Source organism: Rania fehmarnensis, assembly GCF_056494185.1.
The window spans coordinates 1103144-1123186 of the sequence record NZ_CM151398.1 but is presented as its reverse complement, the minus strand read 5'-3'; the positions used below and the strand labels follow the sequence as shown (position 1 = coordinate 1123186).

The following is a 20043-nucleotide window of genomic DNA, read 5'->3' as shown; positions in this document are numbered from 1 at the left end:
GAACACGCAAAACAACTATGTCAATAGCCATCACTCCCGTACCTCCAAAGAACACGCGTGAGCCACGCTTCTTATTCCTGAACTTCCGGGAATGGTTGTGGGCAACGATGTTCGCAACGTTAGTGGCGTTAGCCTGCTGGCCTTTGTACAGCGAAATATCAGCCTGGTTGGGGGCGGCCATTGGTCTGTTCGTATTTTCTGCCATGCACTTGGTGTACGCAGGTCGATACTGCTTGCCGCTGCCTCAGCTTGCCATCATGCTCTCGACAATCTACTTCGGCATCGCGCCGATGATTGCCATTTACTTTCCCTCTTCGGATCCGCTGTACAGTTTGCAGCGGGACCCAGCTACATATTTCGGTTTCGCGGTGCCCTGTATCGTCGCGGCGGCGCTCGGTTGGTACACGGCTATCTGGGGTGCCAAGACGCTGGTACTGAATCGCTCACCACTTAAGTTACCCAAGCGTGTCTTTGAGAGCTTCGACGCCTGTATCTTGATTGGGTCCGTGCTGCTTTTAGCCATGACCAATATCACCATACCCGCGTCTGTAGCGTTCTTGTTATTCCTAGTAACGAACCTTCGATTCGTAGGGATACTTGGTTGGGTTATTACCGCAGCACCGGGCTGGCGATGGCGCGTAATTTTGATGTTATTTGTCGAGCTCTACCTCTCGGCTGCCTCGGGATTCTTTCTCGACTTGGCACTTTGGACGCTATCTATAACGATGGTGCTGTTTTATCGCTTTGGCGTTTCGCGCGTCGTCGTGTTTTCATTGATCGTAATCGGTGTATTGTTGGCACCATGCGTTCAACGAGCCAAGTGGGACTATCGACGCGTTGCTTGGGATACCAGCAGTGGCGAAAAGCGGATCTTGATCTTTGACATGGAGATGACGCTTACACCCCTAACAAAGCCTCTGGCCATTACTGGAAAGATTTTTGAAAGTGCGTACAAGCTGGCCACCTTCGATACCGAGTCCGACTTCTGGAGCGACACAGTTCGACGTTATAACCAAGGCTGGATCGTTGAGCGCGTAATGATCAATGTCCCTGCTTACGTTCCGCATGCCGAGGGGGCGACCGTTAGAGCTGCGGTCGTCGATTCCCTAGTACCACGGTTCTTGTTTCCCGATAAAACCCAAGCCGGCGGAGCTCAAAACTTTGCCCGTTATACGGGACTAATCCTGAACTCAACCACCAGTATGAACCTTGGTTATGTCGGCGAAATGTATGCTAATTTCGGATACGGTTGGGGCATTGCCGCCTGCGGCATGTATGGATTTACACTGGGCATCATCTTTAGATGGCTGGTTGCGCGAACCTATATGAACGTCCTCTACATCGCCTTCATTCCCTACGTGATGCACTGGGCCGTGCTCGGCGAAGTAGGGCTGTTTGAAGTTTTCAATTACACAGTCAAGGCCACGATAGTTATGCTCAGCGTTCAATACGTTCTGCGTTACATGCTGGCCCACAGCGCTGTGCCATCACAATTCGGCCAGCCCGTGCCACGATGAACCGAGCGTCCCAACCACGCATCGGTTTCATCGCCAACAGTCTCGCACCCGGACTAGGTGGAATTCCGCGCGTCGCCAGACTCATCTATCGCAGTCTGGAGAGCCTGGCCGAATCAGGCCAGCTCTCGTTCCGGTGCGTCACTCTGGACAGTTTTCAGTCCAGCAAGAGTCGTCTTGGTCTCTCGCTAGCAGCTATGCGGTTATCGATCGCGCAGCGGCGGCTAGCGGTCAACTGCTCGCACTTCATCTACGATAGCTGCCAGATGGCCCAACTCCACGGACGCCCTTGGCTGCTACGCGCACCGGCGATGACCTTCATCCATGGCATCGAGGTTTGGGAACAAGCCAAGCCACGTTGGATTTCGGCTTGTCACAACTCCAGACTTCTCGCCTCAAACTCCCATTACACACGCCAACGCGCCCATCAGTTACATGGCGATTTTGAACGCACTCAAGTTAGCTGGCTGGCAACCGAAAGCGATCAACCTCCGCACGGTTCTCGCGCTGCCGAGCAGCCCACAGTGCTGATTGTCAGCCGCGTCGACCTACAAGAAGGCTACAAAGGTCATCTCGAGCTGATCCATGCCTGGCCCGAAGTCACGCAAGCTATCCCAGATGCGTGCTTGCGTATCGTCGGGCGAGGCAACGGGCTGGATAATCTCAAACAGCGCGCTGCGGCATTGCCTTGTCAAGACAAGATCATCTTTGACGGTTTCGTAGCCGAAGAAAAACTCGAAGACATCTACCGAAGCTCAACTGTTTTTGCCATGCCCAGCCGCGGGGAAGGTTTTGGTATCGTCTACATCGAAGCCATGCGGTGCGGCTTGCCAGTCATAACCTCGCGTCAAGATGCTGGACAAGAAGTGATTATCGATGGTCAAACAGGTTATGCAGTCGATCTAGACCAGCCTCACGAATTAGCTCAACGAATCATCGAACTCCTCACCAATCCTTCCTTGGCGCGACAAATGGGCACGGCAGGCCAGGCTCGCTGGCAACAACATTTTACGCCCAGCCAATTTGTAAATCGATTTTGTCCGATCATCCAGCGACTACTGGCTGAGACTCCAGGCAGGAGTAACTAACGCCATGTGTGGTATCGCCGGCATCCTAGGATTCTCTGAAGCGCACGCTCATACTCGGCTCGAGCGAATGTTGAAGGCCATGGAGCATCGTGGCCCTGACGACCGAGGTGTCTTTGCACCTGCTGACCAACCGGTTTGTTTGGGCCATCAGCGACTCGCGATCCTAGACCTCAGTCCACTCGGCCACCAACCGATGACCAGTCGATCTGGTCGTTACACAATTACCTTCAATGGCGAGATCTACAATTTTCGAATTCTGCGCGAGCAACTGCTTCGTGACGGCAGTCAATTCGTCAGCCACAGCGATACCGAAGTCATACTTGAACTCTATGCCAAGCATGGCCGAGCTTGCGTTGACTACTTGGATGGCATGTTTGCGTTTGCGATCTGGGACAATGCAGAGCGAAAGTTGTTTTGTGCCCGCGATCCTTTAGGTATCAAGCCTTTCTACTATTGGCAGGTCGCGGACCAACTGGCGTTTGCTTCGGAAATCCGTAGTTTGCTTCAATCTGACCTGGCACCACGAATTCTCGATAGGTCAGCCGCTGAAAGTTATTTACTCTATGGTTCCGTGCAGGAGCCCAGCACACTAATCGAAGGCGTCGCCAGTTTGCCGGCCGGTCATTGGCTCCAGTGGTCCAATGGCAAGTTGGAGGCAGGTGCTTACTGGGAATTGAACTTTGATATTGCTGAGCCAACAGATAGCGTCTTGAACTATGAAGATTTCAAGAGCCAAGTACGAAGTTCACTAGACGATTCGATCGCTCGACATTTTGTAAGCGACGTGCCGGTCGGTATCTTTCTCAGCGGTGGTATTGATTCGACTGCGGTCGTCGCGCTTGCCCACGCTCAGCAAGTTACTCCATTGCAAACATTCTGCATTTCGTTCGACCAACCTGAATTCGATGAAGGACACTTGGCGCAAAAGACGGCCAACCATTTCGGCACTGAGCATCATCAGTGGAAGATGACACCTGAGGAAGGCAAACAACTCTTTAGCGAGTTCCTGGCCGCAGTCGATTTGCCCAGTAACGATGGTTTCAATACTTACTGCGTCTCGCGTTTTGCTCGCGACAAAGGGTTGAAAGTTGTCTTGTCTGGCCTGGGTGGCGACGAACTGTTTGGTGGTTATCCTTCGTTTCAGTTCATTCCCAAACTCATGCAATTGCGGCGACAGACAGCCTGGTTAGGTGTACCATGGCTCGCCAGTCTGATTGCCCAGTTACCGCTTTCACTACGGCAACAGCGTCTGCTTGGCTTCTTGCAATCCAACGGCAGCGCTTCGGCCGCTCACTGGGCTGTCCGTGGTTTCTTCTTGCCTAGCGAACTACCTCAAGTCTTTAAAGGCTTAGGAATATCGCACACACCACAGCCCAGCTTTGATGAAGTGGTTCCGGGCAACCAGTTGATCGATCAAGTGGCCTGGCTGGAAACAACCCGCTACATGCGCAATCAGTTGCTGCGCGACAGCGATGTGATGAGTATGGCAGTGGGACTCGAATTGCGAACTCCGCTAGTGGATCGCAAATTGATGGACGTGGTCGCGAACATCCCGGCTAAGTTCCGATTACAGACCGGCAAACGCTTGCTGACTGACGCCATCCCCGAAATACCGGAGTGGATTCTGAACAATCCCAAGCGAGGTTTTCGGTTTCCACTAGAAGACTGGGTCTCGGGGCATTGGCGTGATATGTTTGCCTCGATACAAAGCCGGATGCCATTAGCGCTTCAAACCTGGCCGCGAAAATGGACGCTACTGCTGCTCGAAGAATTTATCCAGCGCCACCAGATAGTCATCTGCTGAGCACCTCGACATGTCCAATTGGAGAATAAGACACTCCTCGTGATCAGAACAATGCCTCAACCTGTTCATCTGGTGCACGTCGTACGTGACTTGGAATTGGCCAGTGGTGGTCCATCGCGGTCAATTCCACAACTTGTCATGGCTCTCGATCAGTTGCAGCAATCCTCGGAACCGTGGAAGCAGTCGGTAATCTTTCTTGACCGTGGCCAACCCAATGCGCAATTTCCAAATGGCAGCGAAGCCCTGAATGTTTTGCCTGCATCGATGGCCACTGGTTCCATGTCGGCTTTGGCAGGTCGCATCGAGGATCTGAATCGACTGCAACCCATCTCGCTCATGCATGTGCATGGATTGTGGAATCTGCCCGCTCATCGTGCCATCGTGTGGGCGCGAGCCAACAAGATCCCCTACATCATTTCGCCGCGCGGAATGCTCTCTGCGTGGTGTTTCAATCACAAGCGTTGGAAGAAAGAAATTGGCTGGTGGCTCTACCAACGCCAAGATCTAAATCGAGCCGCAGCCATCCATGCCACCAGCCAAGATGAATTGAATGATATTCAGCGCATGCGACTGTCGACACGCGTTGTAGTCGTTCCCAATGGCAGCGAGCAATCTACACTGGAACGCAAAGTCGAACACAAAGAAATGCGGCATGCATTGTGTTTGACGCGACTGCATCCGGTTAAAGGCATTGACATGCTGATCGAGGCGTGGGCTCGACTACGTCCTGCGAATTGGCAACTGACAGTCGCCGGCCCGTCCGAGGCCGGCATGCGACAAAAGCTCTCTGAGCTCATTGAACAAAAGCAGCTAAAAGACCAGATCGACCTGCAAGGTGAGGCCGACATCGACCAGAAGCAACTGCTGTTTCAGAGCGCCGACTTATTTATCCTGCCGTCCAAGAGCGAGAATTTCGGCATGGTGATCGCCGAAGCTCTCTCGAGCGGTTTGCCAGTGATCACTACCACAGGCACACCTTGGTCTGATATTCAGTCGTACGGCTGCGGCTGGTTCGTCGCTCCCGAACTGGAACCGCTCTCGGCCGCTATTTCGGATGCCATGACTCAACCTCCTGACAGGCTACACAGCATGGGCACAATGGGTAGACAACTGATTGCAGATCGCTTCGCCTGGACGGCCATTGCACCCAAGATGAAGAGTTTCTATAGCTCGTTACTGGTCCCGCAAAAATAGTTCGTGCCGTATAACATGGAGCGGCCCGTGCGTTCGGCAACCCGGGACTTAGCCTCTGCAACCAAGGTATTCAATCGACGCAATCGACGATGACGAACATAATTGGAATCAATGCTTATCACGGAGATGCTGCGGCAGCCTTGGTTATCGATGGCCAATTGGTGGCTGCAGTCGAAGAAGAACGTTTCAATCGCATTAAGCACTGGGCAGGTTTTCCGATCGAATCGATCAAGTACTGCCTGGAGTACGCGGGGCTAACCATAAATGATATTGATCACGTCGCTGTGTCGTTCAACCCACGAGCCAATCTCGGCCGGCGAGTTTCATTTGTAGCTACTCATTGGCCTAGCTTTAGCGCGATCATGGATCGCTTAAAGCGGCAAGGCAAGACATTGGGACTGGAAGATCAGCTCGCACAGGGGCTAGGCGTTTCTCGCGCTTCGATCAAGGCACAATTTCATCGCATCGAGCATCATCAGACGCACGTCGCCGCCGGCTTTCTGATATCGCCTTTTGAAGAGGCGGCCGTGCTGTCGGTCGACGGTATGGGCGACTTTACCAGTACACTCACTGCCCAGGCCAGCGGAACACAGTGGCGCGAACTGGATCGCGTGTTCTTTCCGCATTCGATCGGCTTTCTCTACACAGCCATTACGATGTACTTGGGGTTTCCGTACTACGGAGATGAGTACAAAGTGATGGGCCTAGCACCATATGGCCAGCCTGAATTCGCAGACTTCTTTCGCCAACTGATTCGTCCCAAGGGCGATGTGTTTGAGCTCGATCTCAGCTACTTCACGCATCACAAACGCGGCGTCAAGATGGCTTGGAACGACGGCGCGCCGGTCATCGAGCCGTTTTACAGTCAGCGTCTGGTCAACGAACTGGGCCCCGCTCGCCAAAAGAGCCAGGAGATGACCCAACGCCATGACAACATTGCCAAGAGTCTGCAGGTCGTCACTGAGGAGATCATTCTGCACTTGCTACGGCGATTGCATGACAAGACGCACGCCCGAAACTTGTGTATGACCGGTGGCGTTGCCATGAACTCAGTTGCCAATGGCAAGATCACTTCGGCGACACCCTTTGAGAACGTTTATATTCCTGCGGGAGCGGCGGACAATGGCACTTGCTTTGGTGCCGCCTTTCACGTCTGGAATAGCTTTTTGAACCAGCCACGTAGCTTCGTGCAGGACCACGCCTACTGGGGCTGTGCCAGCAGCGATGACGAATGCGAAGCAGCGCTCAAAGCTTGTGGCCTCCCTTATGAACGTTTGCAGACCGACGAACAACTGATCGATCGCGTTTCGAGTTGGTTGATTGATGGCAAAGTGGTCGGCTGGTTTCAAGGCAGAATGGAGTTCGGGGCTCGAGCCTTGGGCAATCGCTCCTTGCTGGCCGACCCACGTCGGACGGACATGCGCGACATTATCAACTTGAAGATCAAGTTTCGCGAAAAATTCCGACCCTTTGCACCCAGTATTCTGGAAGAGCACGTGGCCGATTGGTTCGAGATCGATGAAGCCACGCCCTATATGGAGAAGGTCTTCCCGATTCGGGCAGAGCAGCGTTCGAAGATTCCTGCCGTCACGCACGTTGATGGCAGTGGTCGTTTGCAGAGCGTTTCACGGCGGACCAATCCGCTGTACCACCAATTGATCTCAGCCTTCTTCGCCAAAACGGGCATTCCTATCGTTTTGAACACTTCGCTCAACGAAAATGAGCCAGTTGTCCGCATCCCGCGCGAAGCGATCGCCTGCTTCCAACGCACCTCGATGGATGCGCTAGTCTTGGGCCGCTGTTTACTTGCCCGCGATATGCGGTAGGCCCTCCCCCTATCGACTGAGATCGCATTTAGGGTTCTGGGTGGCACTGACTACGCGAATTTGTAGCATCCTCTGCGGCAGCGGCGGCAGTTTGCCGCTGGGAAAACCTACCATTCGATGGTTGTCAAATGGGACAGGGGGCAATCTAGGCGGATTTTTCCTACTGGATTGTTGACGATAACAATTTTGATAAGTAGGCTATCACTATGTTTACGGAGAGTCACTTCGAGATTTTTCAGAGGGGTCAATATGCTAAAAGCGGTTGGTTTGGCGGCTGTTGCCATGCTGTGCACGATGCAGGCGGCAATGGGAGCGGCTGTTAGTTTCAAAGGTACATTCACCAATTACACGACTGTAGTTGGTGCTTCTGACCCCTACGCACTCGGTTTGCCTGAAGCCTTTACGGTCAGTTTCCAAACTGCAGGCAACGCGATTATCGGTGGCGGTATTGTCTTCACTGGTAACTCGGGTAAGCAGTTCGATTTCACGGGTGGTACCATTAACATTGGCGCCACGACAGACTTTACCGGTCTGACGATTGATCCGTATCCTGGGGCGATTGGCGGTACAATGAGTTTCAGTTTTGCGACTGCGATTCCGGATACTACCCAAGCAAGCTTGGATCAGCTTTGGTTCCAAACTGGTAGTGGCAGCCTCTTCGGCTTCCCGTTCACCAACGGAGCTCAAGGTTTCTACCAAGGTGCAATTACCGCGGTCCCTGAACCAGGTTCGATGCTGGCTCTAGCCGGTTTAGTGGCTGGTTGTGGTGGTTATCGTTGGCGGCGTGCACGCAAGGCTAAAGCTGATCCGGCCGCCTAACGCTTGCGTTGTTTAGATACACAAAGCTCTTGAAAGAGCGGGTTTTTACCCGCTCTTTCTGCATTTATGCACCCGAAGCAACCACTCTGTTCACTGTTTTCTCGTGAGAGCTCAATTTAGAGCTACATTAGCAAGATGCTACGGTTAGCAGCGGATGATTGTGGATATACCAAGAATGCCGAACTTGATGCTTATACTGTTCTGGTCAGCCTCCGCGGCCCTGCCCCTGCCAATGTTTGTCCAATATTTGGCCAGGCTTTGGCAAATTGACCAATACCAGTACTTTCCAATTCTAATCGTTACAGTCGCTCTCCTGACGTTTGCACGTTGGGATCGACAATTGTCCTATCCCAATACGAAACTCGCCTGGGCTTTGCTTTTGATAGGCTGGTTGGTCGCTGGTGCCGGAGCAATTGTCAACTCTCCTTGGGCTGCCAGCATCGGCTTGGTTCTGATTGTGGGCAGTTGGTTTTCCTCGCATCGAGACAATCGCCCCTCGAAAGGCTCCCTGCTTCACCTTTGGTTTCCCACGTGGATGCTGATTCGCCTGCCCTTTGGGTTGGACTTACGTTTAACGAATCTGCTTCAACAGGTGACGAGTATAGTTAGCAGCGAACTGTTCAACTTGCTGGGCATTCCTCACACGCGGAATGGCAACGTCTTTGAATTGCCCCACGGCGCTATGTTGGTCGAAGAAGCCTGCAGCGGAGTGCAATCACTGTTTTCGTTGTTGTTTTGTGCCTTCATGTTGGTAGCCTGGCTGCGTCGCAGTTCTGCGCTCTTGCCAATGTACGCCATGGCGGCTGTAGTTAGCGCTTTGGTGATGAACATCTTTCGTGTCCTGGCCATTGGAGTTGCACAAGAGTGGTACCAGGTTGATTTGGCTCACGGCCTGCTGCATGAGATATTGGGATATACATGTTTGGGACTGGCTATCCTCTTGCTGGGCTCGGCCGACTGTATGTTGCGAGTTCTGTTCTTTCCTGTTCCCGAGTCGGGCGAGGAAGGCAAATGGAATCCGATTCAGTACCTATGGAATTTAAGTCTGACGACTGAAGTTGTCGAAGGCACTTCGACTCGCAGAAGACGTTTTGTCAGCCCAACTATAGAGAGACTAAAAAGCGGCAAGACTTTGGGGATTGTGCTAAGTGTGCTGTCCATTTGCCTCTGGTTACCTCAGCTTGCCCATTTACGGGCTCAACCAGCCACAGCATGGGAAGCTGGCAAAAACGCTTTCTGGACACCCGACGCCAATCTGTTCCAAGGAATCGAACAACTAGCCTTAGCCAAACACGAGTCGACTAAAGGCGGAAGCAATCCCGTGCTCGGTGAAAATGCCGATGTCTGGGATGCACAATTCAATGGCATGACCATACAAATCGTACTTAGCCAACCCTATCCAGAGTTTCACGACCTGGTCTGGTGCTACACGGGGCAAGGTTGGGAGAAGACCAATCAGTTGCTGGGAAATCAAGCTGACTGGAAGTATGTCAGCTGTGGCTTTGTAAAACCTCCACGCCAATTTGGTCTACTGATCTACGGCGGATTGGGGCGAGACGGTTTGCCAGTGGCGCCACTTGAGCTCAGTCCTCTGACGCTGGTTTCGGAATGGCTTCAGTGGCGCAATCGCAATGCTTTTGCTTCTGCGCAAGGATGCCAGATGCTGCAATTGTTTGCACACACCGAAGAGCCGCTGTCACAGCAACAAACGGACTCATTGGTTGAGCTGTATCTAAAGCTGCGTGAGGCTATGCGATCCTCGTATCTCCAATCAATTGGCAAGTAGGTCGGGGGATCGCCACATGAATCACAAAAACGAATCATCCAAACATCGTCGTAGTTTTCGACGCGCTTTGAAGCGCCAGTTCTCCAGCCGCAACTTCTTCACACTTGGTCAGCGGCTGAGACGAGCGCTTGGCATCACGACCGCTTGGTCATTGCTGAAACGCACGCTGCGTCGGTTTTTTGCGTTCGAACAACCGCAGTGGTCAGTCCTGGCTCAGCGAGTTGTCCTGCCGCCCAGATATTCATGGAATTGGAAACAACTACTCAACCCCATGTACTGGCTGACTTGGGGATTCAGATTCTTTTGGACTTGGTTCCTATCCCGTCCATACTTGAATTTGGGACCTGCGATTCCAGCCATGTTGATCTTGGTTCTCATGATTGGCTTTGCGATCAATCAGAAGTTCGGCAAGAACAAAGACCAGCGTCGCACCTATGAAATGTTCCTCGCTCAAGCTCTCGATCGCAAAGACTATGATACGGCCGTCGTAGCGGCCAGTACTTTGATCGATTTGAATCCAGATCAATTGGTTTATCGCTATCAACGTGCCCTGATAGAATCGCAGCGCGGGAAAGACGAAGTAGCCCAAGACATGATGGAACGCTTGGCCATCGGAAATCGCCATGGTATGGCGGCCCTGTGGTTAGTGTCCAAAAGTAAGCCGATTGCTGAAATCAAGACTTGGGACGCCAAAGATCATCTTCGGTTTCGCAAATTGATCGAGGTTGCTCTCGGGGATCTGACCAAGAGCGAACTGCTGGGCGCTCGCAAATTGATGGTCACTTACTTGATCGCCATCGACGCTAAAGACGATGCCATTCGCTATTTGAAGTCTGTCTGCGAGAACGACAGTTCCTTTGCCTTCACTACCGCCCTCTTGTGCCGAGAGACCGGCCGCAAAGAGGAATTGAAAACCTACGCCACTCAGGCCGCCAGACACTATGAGTCCATCTTGCTCAGCAAACCTGAAGACGTCGATGCACGACTCAAGTATGCCAATTCGCTCCTACTGCTGGATCAAGAGCAAAATGCGATCAACTCACTGCAAGACAGCTTTAAACTTACCAAGGACCTCCGTTTCCGAACGCTGATCTCGGATGCGTATACGATTTGGGCCGTGCGCCTGGCCAACGAAGGCAATCCCCAAACTCTGATTCAACGTTTCCAACTGATCACACAAGCCTTGCAGGTCACGCCCCAACATCCGCCGGCGATCGATGCTGCCGTCGAACTGATCATTGTATGCCACAAGAATGATGATGCGGAATTGGCTGCCCTCAAAAACGCCGCCTTGCAAGGCATTGATCCCGATTCGGTGCACTTTATTCAAGGCACAATCGCCCTGTTGGATAACAAGCCCGAAGAAGCGAAAGTACACTTTCTGCTGCTCACCAAAAACAAGGACAATCGAACTGCGGGCATTCTGAACAATTTGGCCATGTCGATCTCTGGGAGCAAAGATGGCGACTTGCGCCAAGCAAAGACCATTATCGATATGGCCTTGCAGCAATTGCCCGATCATCCTTACTTTTGTGAAACTCGCGGTCAAATCCTATTCAAGCTAAAGGATTATCGCAACGCGATGACCGATCTAGAAAAATCGCTTAAGGCCCCCGAGCTTCGCAAGGACGCCTATCCCACGCTTGCCAAGATCTATCGTATCATTGGGCAGACCGATAAAGCCGAAGAGTACGAACTTCTGGCTAAAGATCTGGCCGAAGCTCAAGCGGACCAGTAGACATTACCGGATGTTGATTTGATGGAACAACCTCACTTGGTTCTGCTCTACCACTTCTTTCATCCGGATGAAGTCATTAGCGCCAGGCTCTATTCTGATCTAGCCCGATCCATGGCCGAGCGCGGTTGGCACGTCACCGCCATGCCCGCAGCCCGCCTCTTCGAAAATAACCAGGCACTCGCCAAGTCGGAGGAGTGGCACAACGTTGCCATCCAGCGAGTGTGGCGACCAGCTTTCCAGCAATCTGCCAACAGCGGTCGCATACTGAACGCCCTACTCATGTTGTGGGCCTGGACTTGGCGAGCCTTGCTCTGCCGCCGGCATCGGCATGAAGTTGTTGTCATCGGTACCGATCCCATCTTATCGGTGTTAATCGCGATTCCCTGGAGACTGTTCCGTCCCCGGAGTCAGATCGTTCACTGGTGTCACGACCTTCATCCCGAAGCGTCGCTAGCCGAAGGCAGTCTGAGCCCGTCCTCGCCCGCTGTGCGTCTGCTACGCTGGATGCTGAAACATGCCTACCGACGCTGCAACGAAATTGTCGACTTGGGACCCTGCATGCGTCGCTTGCTTCAGCAGGATGTCGGTGCTCACACGGAATCGCAAATTGCCTTTAGCACGATTACACCTTGGGCATTGGTGGAACCGACGAATGTTAGTCGCCCCAGTGCAGAAGTCCGCCAAGAGTTGTTCGGCCACTGTCAGTTGGCCTGTTTGTATTCGGGTAACCTCGGCAGGGCGCATGAGTACGAATTGTTTGTCGAGTTGGCCCGGCGAACCGCTGCTGATGGGGTGAGCTTTTGCTTCGCTGGTCGTGGAGCACGCATGAACGAACTAAAAACAGCTGTGGCCAACGATGGATTAGCCATTCGCTTTGCAGATTTTGCGAGTGAGAGTCAACTCAACTTGCGACTCGAAGCCGGCGATGTGCATTTGGTCAGTCTCAAAGAAAACTGGACAGGAACGGTAGTGCCTTCCAAGTTTTTTGGTGCGTTGGCCATCGGGCGCCCCATCCTATTTTTAGGTTCAGCCGACTGTGCTTTGGCACAATGGATTGCTGAATACCGTGTGGGTTGGCATCTTACATCAGACAGTTTAGAAGATGTTGCCAATCAACTTCGTGAATTAACGTCGGAGCCTGCTCAGCTGCGTCAGCTGAACGAACATTGCCAAACCGTATATCGGCAAGAGTTTTCCAAGCAGCGCCAGCTAGAGCGTTGGCACACACTGCTCGCTGCGACTGATCCTACGTAACTTAATCGCCGAGCCATCGCGTTGTGATGTTGCCCCGGTGTGATTCATCGCGGGCACCCAGTACAATCACCAGCCTGCGTCTGGCGCTGCAGTCGCAAAAGCTCGTAGAATGTCTATGAGACAATCTGCGCGTGGCCGGCGAGTTATTATTCAGCGGTAGGGAATTGTAAGTGACGAAGATCGCATTCATCACGGGCATCACTGGCCAAGACGGAAGCTACCTGACGGAACAACTCTTGGCCGAAGACTACGTAGTTCACGGACTGGTGCGGCGCAACAGCAATACGGTGCGTTCACGTCTAGACCATCTTACATCCGATGAGAGCATCTACAATCAGAAGTTGTTTCTGCACTATGGCGACTTGGATGACACGACCACCATTCGTCGCTTGATCACGCGCACGCATCCGGATGAAGTGTATCATCTGGCTGGACAGAGCCACGTTGGAGCCAGCTTTGACATTCCTGAATCGACGTGCGAATTCACGGCGATGGGCACGCTGAAGTTGCTTGAAATACTTCGAGATTGTGATCCGCTGCCTAAGTTCGCGCACGCCAGTAGCAGCGAAATATTTGGCCAGCCGACTTCACAACCGCAGGACGAAAACACTCCGATGCGGCCCATGTCGCCATACGGCGTGGCCAAGGCGTTTGCCACGCAGATGGTTCGAGTGTACCGTGACAAGTTCAACCTCTTTGCGTGCAACTTGATCTGTTACAACCACGAGTCACCGCGACGCGGAGAATCGTTCGTGACGCGCAAGATCACCCGCTCGGCGGCTCGGATCAAGTCGGGCAAACAAGTGGGATTACCGTTAGGTAATATTGAAGGCCAGCGCGACTGGGGTTACGCCCCAGACTACGTGCGTGGCTTTCGGGCGGCGTTAGCTCATCCGGAACCCAGGGATTTCGTGCTAGCCACGGGCCAACTCCATCGCGTTTCTGACTGGCTGGAAATCGCCTTTGCGCATTTGGGACTGAACTGGCGCGAGCACGTACGCTTTGACTCCCGCTTTGCACGTTCAGTCGATCCGGTCTCTCTGGTAGGTGATGCTTCGGTCGCTCGCGAGAAGCTGGGTTGGGCTCCGCAAATTGCTTTCGAAGATATGGTGAAATCCATGGTAGAAGCTGACTGGGTCCGCGAAGGCAATTAGAATAGGGGCTGTTGAGTCCCTCGGATCTGTCCCTCAGATCTGTCGCCCGTATACCTTCAGCTTGTGCCGGCAATCGATGAAAGCCCGCTTGATCGAAATTTGCATTGCCATCTGTGTCTTGGCACTAGCTCCCTTAGTCTTCTTGCAGATGATCCATTTGTGGGAGCGTCCGCACTTTCAGTTCTTTCCGCTCGCCTGGCTGGCGTGCGCGGGACTGGTTTTCTACAGGGCCAAGCTGCAAGACACCGATAATCGTTGGCGACATCGTCTCGCTTTTGTCACGTGGGGACTGGGAGTTGCCGCGGGAGTGGTAGCTGCGCTGTTCTTTTCGCCTTGGGTGGCTCAGGCGGCAACCATACTTTGCCTTACTGGCTGGGGCCTGTTCCGTTTGGCCAGCATTTCTGCGGCGCGCTGGTTGGGCTGGACTCTGCTGCTATGGATCACCCTGCCCTTGCCCGGTGAATTGGATGCCGAAGTCGTCGGCGGGTTGCAACGTCTGTCGGCCGAGAGTGCCGGCGGTTTGCTCGACCTGATGGGCATCGCACACCTCAGGACTGGCACGTTGATCGAAATCAGGGCCGGCAAGCTATTTGTTGACGAAGCCTGTAGTGGCATCGATAGTTTGTATTCGTTGGCTGCCATCGCCCTACTGATGATGCTCGTACAAGAGCGACCTCTTATTGTTGGGCTGTTCACCATTTTGACGGTCCCTATCTGGGCATGGCTGGGAAATGTTATTCGCTTGACTGCCATCGTGTTTTTGTTGGATCGGTGGGGTATAGACTTGTCGCAAGGTTGGAAGCATACAGCGTTGGGCTTTGTCACCTTTGGTATATCGTCGCTGTTTTTGCTATCGACGCTCCATGGGTTTGCACACTTCTTTCGCAGGTTCCCGCTGAGTTCGATGCCGCGTGAACGCGAGTGGCACATGTGGTACAACACTTTGGTTTGTTATCCCGAGACTGCGCCCAATGTGGCTGACGAAACCGATCAGTACTTCGTCAGCAGTCGAGCCCAACTGAGCCCGATCGAAGAGCGCCAAGCCCAACGCGCCACAGTTCCAATTCGTCAACCGACGTGGCCGCTGGTTGCGATGGTGAGCCTTGTGTCAGTAGGAATTTTGGGTTTTAACGTGCGCAACTTATCGCGAGACTGGGTAGATGGTCGCTCGACGCAATTGCCGCATTACGAACTCAATCAAGTCACGCATGCTTTTACTGAAACCGGTTTGCCCGAAACACTCTTGCAGGCTAAACGCATCGACTTCAATCAAGAACACCGTTCGCCTGAGAGTTTTTTGGGCGAATATTCGCGGAGTTGGGTTTATCGCGATTCACGTTGTGATTTCGCTCTGGCCATCGACTTTCCATTTCGTGGCTACCATCCGTTGTGGGTATGCTACACGAATGCGGGCAACAAAATGCTGGGACAACCCAAACCTGCGGTATCCCAGACCTCGGCCAACGCCGTTCCCAATGTGATGCACGCCAAATTCAAAGATGATCTGGGTAACGCATCGTATCTGTGGTTTGTTCTTTTGGAAGCCAATGGTGAGACTGTACCGGTCAAGTCATACACACAGGAACAGAATGAAAACCCGTTTCTGGCTCGCATCAAGACGGTTCTGGCCGACACCATAGAACGTGAACCCGTGACCTATCAATTTCAGCTGTACGTGCCCAGTACACGCGAATTGAATGACGCTGAATTGGCGGAGTATCTGGCCGTATTCGAAGCCGCGTTGCCCTCGGCTCGCCAGCAAATTCAACAACTTCCAAAGCACTGAGCTGCAAGAGCTAGGTCGTAGCCGGCTTATCGGACTCCGATGCCGGCGTGAAATAGGCATGGATCGCCAGCATGATTGCCCCAGTTACCAGGAGGCTATCAGCGATGTTGAAGTTGGGCCATGTATAGGTTTTGTAACGCAACAAAATCCAGTCGCGGACACCGCTACGCCACTGGATCGGATAGTCGTCTTGCCACCAAAAACCCAGTCGGTCGTATAAGTTGCCAAAGATTCCGGCCATGACGCAAGCCAGGGCAATAATCAACCACCAACTATCAATGGCTCCATAGCGGCCCAGCCAGACCAGAATACCGATTCCGGCGACGACCGAGAGCGTAGCGAACAGGCCGCCCCAACCGGCGCCCATGCCAAACAGCGCTCCCTCATTGACGGCCGTTTCAATACCGAACCAGCCTTCTACAATCCAGAATGGTTGCAATTGCTGGCCCGGAATCCCTCGCCACGCAAATACGCTGGCCTTGCTCCACAAGTCGAGTGCTCCGCCGCCAATGGCAATAAGAGCAAAGGTTAACCAACGCGTTGCCAAGCCAGATTGTTTCACGGCTGAACTGCTATCTGCCCAGGTTAGAAGCGCACTTGACACAGTAGGGGGTATCCGGGATCACTTCCAGGCGTGCTCTCGGAATGCGACCTCCACATTCCTCGCACTCACCGTAGACTCCCTGTTCAATTCGATCAAGAGCAGCTTCGATCTGCTCCAGACGATCTCCGTCATCGCTGAGTCGATTCAGCGTAAATTCTTGCTCAAAGCTATGGGTACCGACCTCGGCCGGGTGAATGGGCGCCCGGTTATCCCCAGACTCGGCATCGGTACCTCCCAGCGCTTCGGCCGACATCATACTAACGTCGCCTTTGAGCCGTCGCTGCAACTCTAGCAGCAGGAGGCGAAACTTCTCGTAATCTCCAGCTCCAGCCTTTTTCTTCATGGCGTGCGTCACTCACTTGGCAGTCTGAACCAAAATCGACCCCGTTTGGCCGGAATCGTAGGCTACGCCCGCCCCGCTGTCAAACCTGCCTGTCGCCGATCGTCGAGCTCGGGTCTGTCCCCGGTCGTAGAGCGGCTGTCCCCAGCCGCTCAGCACCCTCTAACCCAAGCCACCGCAAACCGCATCACCGCCCCCGGCGCGCACGGGGACAGACCTTGTGCACCCCGGATCCACGTCGCAATGCCAGCAAATCAGCCCGGGGTCCAAATCACTCCGGGGTCTGTCCCCGATCGTAGGCAGCTGTCCGCAGTTGTTCAGCACCCGCTTGCCCAAGCCACTGCGGACCGCGCGTCTGTCCCCCGTCGCGCGCGGGGACAGAGCACGCGCATCTGGCACGCCGGGGGACGAAGTGCGCACGCAGGCTACGTCCCAATGCTAGCAAATCAGCCCGGTCACCCGACGGTCTGCCCGAGTCTTGATTCGCCAACGCTTTAATTACATCAAAGCCTCGCAGGCAAGGATTCAATTGTTTTATCGCCTTGTTCGCCAATAATCACGGCAGCGACACTATCACTTCCCTCGCGATATGCCTTTTGGTTCGCGATTCTTAGACAGTAACACCAACGACCAGGTCCGCCAATGACAACCAGCAACGATGGCTATAGCGATGACGATCTCTACGCCCAAGAACTGCATCTCTTTGTGGCCGAGTTCCTGGGCAACCAGATTCATGCACTTTCGATTGAAGTCTCGGACAATTGAATCGTGATCAAAGGCACCTGCAACTCGTACCATGTGAAGCAACTCGCTCAAGAGGTCGTCAGCAAGAGTACGAGCCGCCGGATTGTATCCAATCTAATCGTGGTCCGGGATTGATTCAGCTGATTGTGCCTTAGAACACCCAGGGCGATTCGTCTATATTGTGCCCAGGCGAAGAAACACCGAATCCCCTTCCACGGCCACTTCGCTTTGGCCAATTTCTTCTAGAGATCTTTGCGTATGTCAGATTCTGTCTCGGGTTTCGAATCCACGACTTTCGACCTGATCGTTATTGGCGGCGGCCCGGCTGGTGTCAACGGCGCCATCACCGCGGGACTGCTGGGCAAACGCGTATTGCTGGTGGAGAAAGAACCGGTCGTCGGTGGAGCAGGCATCAACACTGGAACGATCCCCAGCAAGACTCTCAGAGAAACCGCACTTGTGCTCTCCGGTGGGCGATCTCGACAACTTTTCGGAGTTGATCTATCGCTGCGCCGCGAGGCGACGATTGCAGACTTTATGCGTCACGAAAAGCATGTCAAAACTTTGGAACGCCGAAGATCGGAGGAACGGTTGGCATCGCGCTGCGTCACCACGATTCATGGCAGCGCAAGCTTTGTTGATGCACATGCAATCCGTGTGGTTGCCCCAAGCGGTTCAGAGACAATCGTTCGCGGTGATAAGATTCTGATCGCCACGGGATCCTCTCCCCTTCGTCCACCAGAGTTTCATTTCGAAGATGATCGCATCCACGACTCGAACGAGATCCTGGAGTTAACGGCTTTGCCCAAGAAGCTCGTGGTCATCGGGGCTGGCGTTATCGGTTGCGAGTATGCCGGGACGTTTGCCGCCTTAGGCACCGAAGTCCATTTGATAGATGGTCGCGATACCTTGCTCCCATTTCTCGACCGCGAAGTCTCGCGTGGGCTTGTGCAGGCTATGACGGAAAACGGTATTCGCTTTCATTGGCAACAAAAGGTACTGGAATGCGATACCTCACGTACCGGAAACGTGCGCATTCAACTCTCCTCAGGAGCCACGATTGAATGCGATGGGGTTTTGGTCTGTGCTGGACGAAGCAGTAATACCCAGTCACTAAACGTCACCGCAGCTGGACTGACGCTCGGTCCCCGCGGGTTGGTCCAAGTCGGTCCCAATTACCAATCGACCGAAGCAACGCACATCTATGCTGCAGGCGATGTCATCGGCGCGCCCGCGCTGGCTGCGACAGGCATCGAACAAGCTCGCGTGGCTGTTTGCCATGCCTTCCAGACATCGTGGACCGGTGGCCTGTCTCGGCTGTTGCCCACTGGCATCTACACCATTCCAGAAGCGAGTTTTGTTGGCGATACCGAGGAGACCCTGCTTGCTAAGAACATTCCCTACATCAGCGGTCGCTGCAGCTACTCAGAGATCCCTCGCGGCGACATCATCGGTGACCACCTAGGCTTTCTGAAACTCCTGTTTCATCGAGAGGATCTAAGACTGTTAGGCGTGCACGTGATGGGAGAACAAGCGACCGAAGTAGTCCACCTCGGACTGCTCGCCATGACCATGAACGCCACCGCCGATCTCTTTGTCCAAGTCTGCTTCAACTATCCCACGCTCGGCGATCTCTATAAGTATGCAGCTCACGACGCCCTGCTCAAACTCCGAAATCAATTAGCGCTACCCAACTTGGCCTAACGACACGAAGTATTCGCCCACCAGTTTCTCGAGCTGCAAGAAGTACTTACGATTCATGGCTCTCAGTACCACTCTGGATGAACTCCATAGCAGCTTCATGGCGAAATGTCCCCGTGACCACTGAAGCATTTTCGAACAACGGTGCAACTTCACAGGCTGATAAATCAGTCACCAATCCATAGCCGACTGTCCCCATTTCTGGCAAGTCGATCCAAACTCGCAAACAGATCTCATCGTCGTCTTCCAAATTCGCCGAGTAAATCGCGCAGGCAAGAGCCCGATATAGCGAACGTAGCGGACTCAATTGTCCGCTGGCTTCAGCCTCGTGGGCTTTAATGCGAAGTGTTCGGGAACATCCATCGCTTCGAGAAATAACCAATTCGAGATTTTCAATCCACCACTGCTCGGGCCGCAATAATTCGACCCACAACCATTGCCTTTTGTCACTCGCAGATGCTTTGGGAAGTTTTAGGCCTACTTTCAGCCACTGCGGCCATATTGGTTCATCGCCTTCCAAATCCGAACTGCCCACACGCTCAGGGCTCATTGTCAAAACACGCTGACCAACTTGCACAGATTGAATCGCCAGTTTATCAATCTGCTTTCGCGCTCGATGCGAAGTCTCGTCGATTCGTGTCGATTCGTGTCGATTCGATTGACGCTGAGGTCAAATTCCAAGTGTGGCTAA

The 20043-nt window shown here is 53.5% G+C and carries 16 protein-coding genes; 13 read left to right on the top strand and 3 right to left on the bottom strand.

The features are described from left to right. Positions 1-17: 17 nt before the first annotated feature. The 11 genes from SH573x_RS03415 to xrtU (SH573x_RS03365) all read left to right on the top strand — a co-directional run bounded on the left by SH573x_RS03415 (position 18) and on the right by xrtU (SH573x_RS03365) (position 15963). Positions 18-1517 carry a hypothetical protein gene (locus tag SH573x_RS03415; protein ID WP_479352927.1) on the top strand — a complete coding sequence of 500 codons (1500 nt, stop codon included), beginning with the start codon at positions 18-20 and terminating at the stop codon, positions 1515-1517. Continuing rightward, on the top strand, positions 1514-2602 hold the full coding sequence (locus SH573x_RS03410; RefSeq protein WP_479352926.1) for a glycosyltransferase family 4 protein: 1089 nt from the start codon (positions 1514-1516) through the stop codon (positions 2600-2602). Before SH573x_RS03415 ends, SH573x_RS03410 begins: the two co-directional genes overlap by 4 nt. A 4-nt stretch (positions 2603-2606) precedes the next feature. Further along, positions 2607-4406, top strand: a complete 1800-nt coding sequence (asnB, locus tag SH573x_RS03405) for an asparagine synthase (glutamine-hydrolyzing) (RefSeq protein WP_479352925.1) — start codon at positions 2607-2609, stop codon at positions 4404-4406. Between the two features lie 51 nt (positions 4407-4457). Further along, positions 4458-5600 (top strand): glycosyltransferase, encoded by a 1143-nt coding sequence (locus tag SH573x_RS03400; RefSeq protein WP_479352924.1) that lies wholly within the window; start codon positions 4458-4460, stop codon positions 5598-5600. A gap of 89 nt (positions 5601-5689) precedes the next feature. Next, entirely contained in the window at positions 5690-7426 is a 1737-nt protein-coding gene (locus tag SH573x_RS03395; protein WP_479352923.1) for a carbamoyltransferase family protein, read from the top strand. A 249-nt stretch (positions 7427-7675) separates the two neighbouring features. Then, entirely contained in the window at positions 7676-8245 is a 570-nt protein-coding gene (locus SH573x_RS03390; RefSeq protein WP_479352922.1) for a PEP-CTERM sorting domain-containing protein, read from the top strand. Between the two features lie 175 nt (positions 8246-8420). Further along, on the top strand, positions 8421-10031 hold the full coding sequence (xrtU, locus tag SH573x_RS03385; RefSeq protein WP_479352921.1) for an exosortase U: 1611 nt from the start codon (positions 8421-8423) through the stop codon (positions 10029-10031). A gap of 16 nt (positions 10032-10047) precedes the next feature. Then, the gene (locus SH573x_RS03380) at positions 10048-11769 is read left to right on the top strand and encodes a tetratricopeptide repeat protein (protein ID WP_479352920.1); all 1722 of its coding nucleotides are present in this window, start codon (positions 10048-10050) and stop codon (positions 11767-11769) included. A 21-nt stretch (positions 11770-11790) separates the two neighbouring features. Beyond that, the gene (locus tag SH573x_RS03375; protein WP_479352919.1) at positions 11791-13023 is read left to right on the top strand and encodes a glycosyltransferase family 4 protein; all 1233 of its coding nucleotides are present in this window, start codon (positions 11791-11793) and stop codon (positions 13021-13023) included. A gap of 170 nt (positions 13024-13193) precedes the next feature. Further along, complete coding sequence (locus tag SH573x_RS03370; RefSeq protein WP_479352918.1) at positions 13194-14177, top strand: GDP-mannose 4,6-dehydratase; 984 nt, start codon at positions 13194-13196, stop codon at positions 14175-14177. A 76-nt stretch (positions 14178-14253) separates the two neighbouring features. Next, complete coding sequence (gene xrtU, locus SH573x_RS03365; RefSeq protein WP_479352917.1) at positions 14254-15963, top strand: exosortase U; 1710 nt, start codon at positions 14254-14256, stop codon at positions 15961-15963. Between the two features lie 10 nt (positions 15964-15973). Here xrtU (SH573x_RS03365) and SH573x_RS03360 read toward each other — a convergent pair whose 3' ends face one another. Both SH573x_RS03360 and SH573x_RS03355 read right to left on the bottom strand, forming a co-directional pair. Continuing rightward, positions 15974-16525: a signal peptidase II gene (locus SH573x_RS03360; RefSeq protein ID WP_479352916.1), complete on the bottom strand. Its 552-nt coding sequence runs from the start codon at positions 16523-16525 to the stop codon at positions 15974-15976. A 10-nt stretch (positions 16526-16535) separates the two neighbouring features. Further along, positions 16536-16910 carry a TraR/DksA family transcriptional regulator gene (locus SH573x_RS03355; RefSeq protein ID WP_479352915.1) on the bottom strand — a complete coding sequence of 125 codons (375 nt, stop codon included), beginning with the start codon at positions 16908-16910 and terminating at the stop codon, positions 16536-16538. A gap of 639 nt (positions 16911-17549) precedes the next feature. Between SH573x_RS03355 and SH573x_RS03350 the strand changes: the two genes are divergently transcribed. Both SH573x_RS03350 and sthA read left to right on the top strand, forming a co-directional pair. Beyond that, positions 17550-17672 (top strand): hypothetical protein, encoded by a 123-nt coding sequence (locus tag SH573x_RS03350; RefSeq protein ID WP_479352914.1) that lies wholly within the window; start codon positions 17550-17552, stop codon positions 17670-17672. Between the two features lie 237 nt (positions 17673-17909). Continuing rightward, positions 17910-19355, top strand: a complete 1446-nt coding sequence (gene sthA, locus SH573x_RS03345) for a Si-specific NAD(P)(+) transhydrogenase (RefSeq protein WP_479352913.1) — start codon at positions 17910-17912, stop codon at positions 19353-19355. A 46-nt stretch (positions 19356-19401) separates the two neighbouring features. Here the strand turns inward: sthA and SH573x_RS03340 are convergent, their stop codons facing one another. Further along, entirely contained in the window at positions 19402-19902 is a 501-nt protein-coding gene (locus tag SH573x_RS03340; protein WP_479352912.1) for a hypothetical protein, read from the bottom strand. Positions 19903-20043 lie beyond the last annotated feature (141 nt).